The sequence below is a fragment of the Accumulibacter sp. genome (assembly GCF_023806565.1).
GTDB lineage: Bacteria > Pseudomonadota > Gammaproteobacteria > Burkholderiales > Rhodocyclaceae > Accumulibacter.
The window spans coordinates 1-7,087 of record NZ_JAMTDV010000007.1 but is presented as its reverse complement, the minus strand read 5'-3'; the positions used below and the strand labels follow the sequence as shown (position 1 = coordinate 7,087).

Annotated in this window: 5 protein-coding genes and 1 pseudogene; 3 read left to right on the top strand and 3 right to left on the bottom strand. The window is 60.4% G+C overall.

Annotated features, from left to right (window positions below):
* Window positions 1-701 (bottom strand): hypothetical protein (locus NFV80_RS00565; protein WP_295326614.1); only part of this gene is annotated, 701 nt, incomplete at its 3' end.
* A gap of 983 nt (window positions 702-1,684) precedes the next feature.
* Here NFV80_RS00565 and NFV80_RS00560 point away from each other — a divergent pair.
* A pseudogene (locus NFV80_RS00560) lies at window positions 1,685-2,725 on the top strand (IS5 family transposase).
* 191 nt (window positions 2,726-2,916) lie between these two features.
* Here NFV80_RS00560 and NFV80_RS00555 read toward each other — a convergent pair.
* Complete coding sequence (locus NFV80_RS00555) at window positions 2,917-3,843, bottom strand: LysR family transcriptional regulator (protein ID WP_295326615.1); 927 nt, start codon at window positions 3,841-3,843, stop codon at window positions 2,917-2,919.
* A 99-nt stretch (window positions 3,844-3,942) separates the two neighbouring features.
* Here NFV80_RS00555 and NFV80_RS00550 point away from each other — a divergent pair, with 99 nt between their 5' ends.
* On the top strand, window positions 3,943-4,719 hold the full coding sequence (locus NFV80_RS00550) for a ferredoxin--NADP reductase (RefSeq protein WP_295326617.1): 777 nt from the start codon (window positions 3,943-3,945) through the stop codon (window positions 4,717-4,719).
* Window positions 4,720-4,918: 199 nt separating this feature from the next.
* Window positions 4,919-6,583 carry an energy-dependent translational throttle protein EttA gene (gene ettA, locus NFV80_RS00545; RefSeq protein WP_296757473.1) on the top strand — a complete coding sequence of 555 codons (1,665 nt, stop codon included), beginning with the start codon at window positions 4,919-4,921 and terminating at the stop codon, window positions 6,581-6,583.
* A 92-nt stretch (window positions 6,584-6,675) separates the two neighbouring features.
* On the opposite strand, the gene NFV80_RS00540 is transcribed toward ettA, so the two are convergent.
* Window positions 6,676-7,087 (bottom strand): calcium-binding protein (locus NFV80_RS00540; protein WP_296757471.1); only part of this gene is annotated, 412 nt, incomplete at its 5' end.

Genomic DNA, 7,087 nt, shown 5'->3' with positions numbered 1-7,087 from the left:
GGAATATAGGGGTTTGAACCCGAATCCAGGAGGACTGCGATTTTCTCTCCAACATCTGGCATGTAACCCTCATGCGATCCGCTGACGAGGGCATTCACGAGAGTTGTTACGTCGGTTGGGTTAGAAATACCCAAAAATGCATTGCCGGACCATCCATCTCCGAGCAATTGATAAATTGTCTGTTCGATATCACCAAAGGTGAACAGCCCGGCAACTCCGGTCACCGTGTAATAGTGAATGTTGCTATAAATAGTACCATTTATTGTGTCGGAGTAAGTCGTTGGACTGACCTGGCTGTTGTTCAACAACCAATTAACTATATCGAGGTTTTCGAGATAGGGCTGAACTGGGTGCAGCGAATCAACAGGAACAGTGTTCAGGAGCTGGTTTGTAGTGCCGGTGAGCGCGGACACCGAGGTGGTGTTCCCGGGGTTATTACCAACCGTCGCGAAATCCGGGTTAGTGCGCAGAATATTGTACTCGTAACTAGAATAAATGGTCGCACCAGTATAAATATTATAGGGCGCACTGGTATATAGTACTGTCTGCCGGTCGGCGCACCAAACATCGTGCCAGCCAATTTGATAGGCAGCCGGAAAGTCGGAAGCTGTAATTTCAACGTCATCGTAACTCGGATTCCCCTGAAATAGACCTGGGGCAGAAAGCGTAAACGAGATTTTCGGGGGTTGATATGCTGGCATTGTTACTCTCCTCGATTCTAATAAGACCGGTTATGGCTGCAGTCGCACGTAATCGGATTATCCCGGAACGACATCCGTCAAGCGGTGTGTCAGGTGCAAAGAAAAAATGGGCAGCAGCTATGTCAAAGCGCTTTGCCCGGTGTAAAACAAACCGCCCGAGTTGGTCGGACGGTATACGACACGTCGGTCGGCAATGCTAACCTTCCCACCCAAAACTAACCTTCCCACTCAAAAGACTGAGAAATCGGTAGCCACCCGACCCCGCACAAGACAAAACAATCGCCCACTGGACTGCCACATGTCAATGCAATGTTATACATAAGACTGCGACGGCCAACTCGGCGACCGCACGCCCCCTAGCCGCCACTCCGAAGCAGCGCTTCCCCCAAGGACGACGGAAGTCGTCGGCCACAGTCATCGATCGGTGCAGCCCAGCGAATATGATTGGAGCGAAGCAATCCAGACGCAGAGACAATGCGGCTGCAGGCTTCCCTCAATTCGGCACACCTGAGGCACAAGTCCTTCAGACATGCGCTGATCCACTTCCGATAGCCAATAGTTCAAAGCGACGAATTCTCCGACTAGAAACGACGCTGGACAACTCGCACCGGTGCCAGAGCACACGTCGTGGGAGTTTCGGCCCTTTGCACAAATCGCCACAGCAAAAATCATGCCCAAAGTGAAATCTTGATGATTTATTGATTGATCCGATGTCTTCATCGGCTATCCAGATCGGCGACTGTAAGATTTCCCGACACCATCTGTTGACCGCAACTTGCTGCCCTCAGTAAAGGGGGGACCCCTTGTCTGAGTTCTTAGGTCTTTTGACATCGGATCGCTTTGCGAGGTGCCCGACAACTTTGACTGTGCTGCGAAGGGAAGGAGTCCCCGATCGACGCCAAGGACACAAGAAATGGGCGTTGGTGTAGTATATTGGCATTGTCCCGGGCACAGCCGGGCTTGGCAGTAGGAGGACCTGGATCATGGCGAAGCAGGAGCCGCCGGAGACGGTCGAAGTGGGAGTCCAACAGCGCTACCGGGTGACGAGCTGGTCGGAGTACGACCGAGCTTTGGTCAATCGGGGTAGTCTGACGATCTGGTTCGACGACGCGAGCATCCGGGAGTAATGGACACCGCCGCCGCCCGAAGGGCGCGGCAAGCCTGGACTGTACTCGGAGACTGCGATCCAGACCTGCCTGACGATCAAGGCACTCTTCCAGTTGCCCTACCGCGCCACGGAAGGATTGGTGAATTCGCTGATGCGCCTGTGTCAACTCGACCTGCCGGTGCCGGATCATACCCACATGTCGCGACGGGCAGCACCGCTTTCGGTGAAGATTCCCCGGCGGCCACGCCGGGGTCCCACGCATGTGGTCGTTGATTCGACGGGGCTGAAGATCTTCGGCGAAGGCGAATGGGCGAAAGCGGGGTTTCGGGAAGCACCGCTTCCCGCCGCTGCAACCGGTCGGCTGTGCCAAGCCGAGCGTGGAACGGTGCGGCAGCACGGGGTCGGGAAGCGTCGCACGTGGCGCAAGATCCATCTGGCGGTAGACGAAACCACCAAGGACATCATCGGATTAGAAATTACCGCCGCCGATTGGGGCGACAGCGAAGTCCTGCCCGGCCTGCTCGACCAGGTCGAGGGGGAGGTTTCGCAAGTCTCGGCCGATGGCGCCTACGACAGCCACGGCTGCCATGCAGCGATCGCCGAACGGGACGCTCGGGCCACCATCCCGCCCCGCGACGGTGCGGTCGCGTGGGGAGATGGCCACCCGCGCGACGCCATTCTCCAGGAAATCGAAGCCAAGGGACTCGCCGGCTGGAAGAACGACAGTGGCTACCACCGGCGCAGCCTTGCCGAGAACATGATGTACCGGCTCAAGCAACTCGGTGACAGCCTCTACTCCCGCACCTTTGAACGGCAGGTGAATGAAGCCCAACTCCGGGCCGCAATCCTCAACACCTGCACCTACCTCGGGATGCCCATGCCCGTCCGGGTGGGGCAAGTTGCGCCTGCTGCATGACCAAGGGCAGGGACAGGGGGATTTCATGCCGGAAATGAGAAATTTAGCCCTATGGCATAATAGTCATTACTAATAGGGCACCAACGCCCGCTATCGGCGTTTGGGATGAGTGCGGCAGCCTTGAGCAATCGTCCGACTGCCTCTCCAGACCGATTAGCCAGGGGATCCGCACAAGCTGCGCGGCAACATCCCTACGGAATCACCGGCCAAACGATCTGGTCGCTGCGCTCGACGCCGGCGGTCATCGATCGACAAAGCGCGATGAACTCGCGCATGCCCGCGGTCTGGAACTTGCGGCGGTGCCAGAGGAAATGAAAATGCCGGCGCAGATCGAGTTCCGGTGTTTCGATGGCGACCAGACTGCCGCGACGGAAGGCTTCGCGCAGAGCCAAGCGCGAAATGCAGCCGACGCCGAGACCGAATTCGACCGCACGCTTGATCGCTTCGGTGTGCTCCAGTTCGAGCCGGATTGGCAGCGCGGCGTGATGATGGCGCAGTGCCTGATCGAGGGTCTCGCGCGTTCCCGAACCGGCTTCGCGCACGATCCACGGCTGGCCGATGAGTTCGGCGAGCGTTGCCCTGCCCTTCCCCGCGAGCGGATGGTCGGGCGCGCAGAAGACGACCAGTTCGTCGGCCACCCAGGGTTCGACGATCAGCTCGGGATGCCGGCAGGTGCCTTCGATCAACCCCAGGTCGAGTTCGTGACGCGCCACCTGATCGATGATCGTGCGCGTGTTGTGTACCTGCAGCTGCAAGGTGCTTTCGGGATGGCGCTTGAGGAAATCGGCGACGATCAGCGTCGCCAGATAGTTGCCGATGGTCAGCGTCGCGCCCAAGGACAGCTTGCCGTAGCCGGCACGCCCTTCGAGCAGGCTCTCGATCGCGCCAGCCCGCTCGATCAGTTCGACGGCCTGCGGCAGCAGCGCCTGGCCGCGTTCGTTGAGGCGCAGTGTCTTGCCGAACCGGTCGAAAAGTTGCGTGTCGTACAGTCTCTCCAGTTCGGCGAGCGCCGCGCTGGTCGCCGATTGCGATAAGGCAAGCTCGACGGCAGCGCGGGAAACGTTCTCGTGACGAGCCACTGCGACAAACACGCCGATCTGGCGCAAGCTGAATCTCATATCTGCTTTCTGGATATACTTTATTCAACAAATCGGTTTTACAAATATAGCATCCGCGATTACGATGCTTTGCGTCCCTTGCACTGCAGGATCCAGACGATGAGCAATTTTTCCGCCCAACGCGTCCTTTCCGTCCATCACTGGAACGACACGCTGTTCAGTTTTCGCACGACACGCGACCCCGGTCTGCGTTTCCTCAACGGGCAGTTCCTGATGATTGGTCTGCCGCAGGAAGGCCGCCCGCTGACTCGCGCCTACAGCATCGCCAGCGCCAATCACGACGACTTTCTCGAATTCTTCAGCATCAAGGTGCCAAACGGCCCGCTGACCTCGAAGCTGCAGCACCTGGCGGTCGGCGACGAGCTGGTCGTCAGCCGCAAGCCAACCGGCACGCTGGTGCTGCGCGACCTGCGCCCGGGTGACCATTTGTACCTGCTGGCAACGGGTACCGGGCTGGCGCCATTCCTCAGCCTGATCCAGGATCCCGAGACCTACGAGCGGTTCGCGAAGGTGGTGCTGATCCATGGCGTTCGCTGGGTGAAAGACCTGGCATATCACGAATTCATTGCCGACGAACTGCCGCGGCACGAGTTCTTTGCCGACCTGGTGCGAGACAAGCTGATCTATTACCCGACCGTGACCCGCGAACCGTTTCGCCACCAAGGGCGGATCACACAACTGGTCGACAGCGGCAGGCTCTTTGCCGACATCGGCCTGCCCCCCCTCGACCCGGCACGCGATCGCGCAATGGTTTGCGGCAGCCCGGCAATGATCCGCGATTGCTGCGCCATGCTCGACCGCCGCGGCTTCCAGGTTTCGCCTTGCATCGGCGCGCAGGGGGATTACGTGATCGAACGGGCGTTCGTCGAGAAGTAGAAGACGCGACGGGCATGAGTCGGCGCCGCGTCCCCGGCGGACTCGCGACAACGACGGCGTAGCCAGACGCCACCCAGGGGAAGCAGCCCAAATCGACCACCCGTGTTGCTGCCGGGACGAGCCACCGGCAGCCGGTCTCGGGTAGACTTGCGCCTTTCGGACATCGCTCCGGCTAACCACCACCTCCTGATCGACCGCCATGGCTCAATACGTATTCACGATGCATCGCGTGGGCAAGATCGTTCCGCCCAAGCGCCAGATCATCAAGGACATTTCACTTTCCTTCTTCCCCGGCGCCAAGATCGGTCTGCTCGGCCTCAACGGCTCGGGCAAGTCGACGGTGCTGCGCATCATGGCTGGAGTCGACAAGGACATCGTCGGCGAGGCAATACCGATGCCCGGCCTGCAGATCGGATACCTGCCGCAGGAACCGCAGCTCGACGTGACGAAGACCGTCCGCCAGGAAGTCGAGTCCGGCCTCGGCGAGGTCTTTCAGGCGCAGTCCCGACTCGAGGAGGTGTACGCCGCCTACGCCGAACCCGATGCGGACTTCGACCGGCTGGCCGAGGAACAGGCCCGCCTCGAAGCAATCATCGCGAGCACCGGCGCCGACCTCGAAAACCAGCTCGAACTCGCCGCCGATGCGCTCCGCCTGCCGCCGTGGGAGACCTTGATCGGCCACCTCTCGGGCGGCGAAAAGCGCCGCGTCGCCTTGTGCAAGCTGCTGCTCTCGAAACCCGACATGCTGCTGCTCGACGAGCCGACCAACCACCTCGACGCCGAGTCGGTCGAATGGCTGGAACAGTTTCTCGTGCGCTTCCCCGGCACGGTGGTCGCAGTGACGCACGACCGCTACTTCCTCGACAACGCCGCCGAGTGGATCCTCGAACTCGACCGTGGCCAGGGAATCCCGTGGAAGGGGAACTACTCCAGCTGGCTGGAGCAGAAGGAGGCACGTCTCGAGATCGAGAGCCGGCAGGAGGCCGGTCGCATCAAGGCGATGAAGCAGGAACTCGAATGGGTTCGCCAGAACCCGAAAGCTCGACAGGCCAAGAGCAAGGCGCGCCTGTCACGGTTCGAGGAACTGTCCAGCGTCGAGTACCAGAAGCGCAACGAAACGCAGGAAATTTTCATCCCGATCGGCGAGCGGCTCGGCAGCCAGGTGATCGAGTTCCGGGACGTCAGCAAGTCCTTCGGCGACCGGCTGCTGATCGACCGGCTGAGCTTCGCCGTTCCGCCCGGCGCGATCGTCGGCATCATCGGTCCGAATGGCGCCGGCAAATCGACGCTGTTTCGCATGCTGATCGGCCAGGAGTCGCCGGATTCCGGCGAAATCCAGATCGGCAGCACCGTCAGGCTGGCGTACGTGGATCAGAGCCGCGACTGCCTCGACGGCGACAAGACCGTTTTCGAGGAGATCTCGGGCGGCGCCGAGCTTCTTACGGTGGGCAAGTACGAAACGCCGGCACGCGCCTACATCGGCCGTTTCAACTTCAAGGGAGCCGATCAGCAAAAGCGCGTCGGGCAGCTCTCGGGCGGCGAACGTGGCCGCCTGCACCTGGCCAAGACCTTGATCGCCGGCGGCAACGTCCTGCTCCTCGACGAGCCGTCCAACGATCTCGACGTCGAGACGCTGCGCGCGCTCGAAGACGCGCTGCTTGAATTCGCCGGCAGCGTGCTGGTGATCTCGCACGACCGCTGGTTCCTCGATCGCATCTGCACGCACCTCCTCGCCTGCGAAGGGGATTCGCAGTGGGCCTTCTTCGCCGGCAATTACCACGAGTACGAGGAGGACAAGAAGCGTCGCCTCGGCGAGGAGGCGGCGAAGCCGAAGCGGATTCGCTACAAGCCGATCACGCGTTAGTCGGGCGGCGCACAGACCCATCAAAGCACCGTTGCGCCGTGGCCAAGCGGATCACCCCGCCCTGCCGAGACAGCCCGGCAGAGCGGGCCGGATCAGACCACAAGAAAGTCCAGGTTGGTGAGCGCCAAACCGCTACTCAGCGTCGCAATTTGTACCGCATCGCCGGGACCATCGGCATCCGCATCGTAGTACAAGGCGCCAGTGGTCTTGTTGTAGATCACGTAATCGTCGCTGTCTGCGGCACTGGTGCAACCCGTCCCGGCGCGCAACCAGTGAGGGTCAAGGGTGCCGGCTTCTGACAGGGCGGTAAAGATGCCCCGGTCTAGCTCGATGGTGTCATCCCTCACGTTGAAGTCCCGAATCGTGTCGCGATTGCTGGCGCTGTTCAACAGTGCATCAAAGCGGAAGATGTCTTGCCCCGCACCACCAGTCAGGATATCGTTGCCCATGCCGCCAATCAGTAGATCGTTTCCATTTCCGCCGTTGAGTACATTGTCGAGGCCG

Bases quoted from the DNA above. Each gene is read 5' to 3' on its own strand.
- NFV80_RS00555 (WP_295326615.1), bottom strand. From the start codon at position 3,843: ATGAGATTCAGCTTGCGCCAGATCGGCGTGTTTGTCGCAGTGGCTCGT.
- NFV80_RS00550 (WP_295326617.1), top strand. From the start codon at position 3,943: ATGAGCAATTTTTCCGCCCAACGCGTCCTTTCCGTCCATCACTGGAAC.
- ettA (WP_296757473.1), top strand. From the start codon at position 4,919: ATGGCTCAATACGTATTCACGATGCATCGCGTGGGCAAGATCGTTCCG.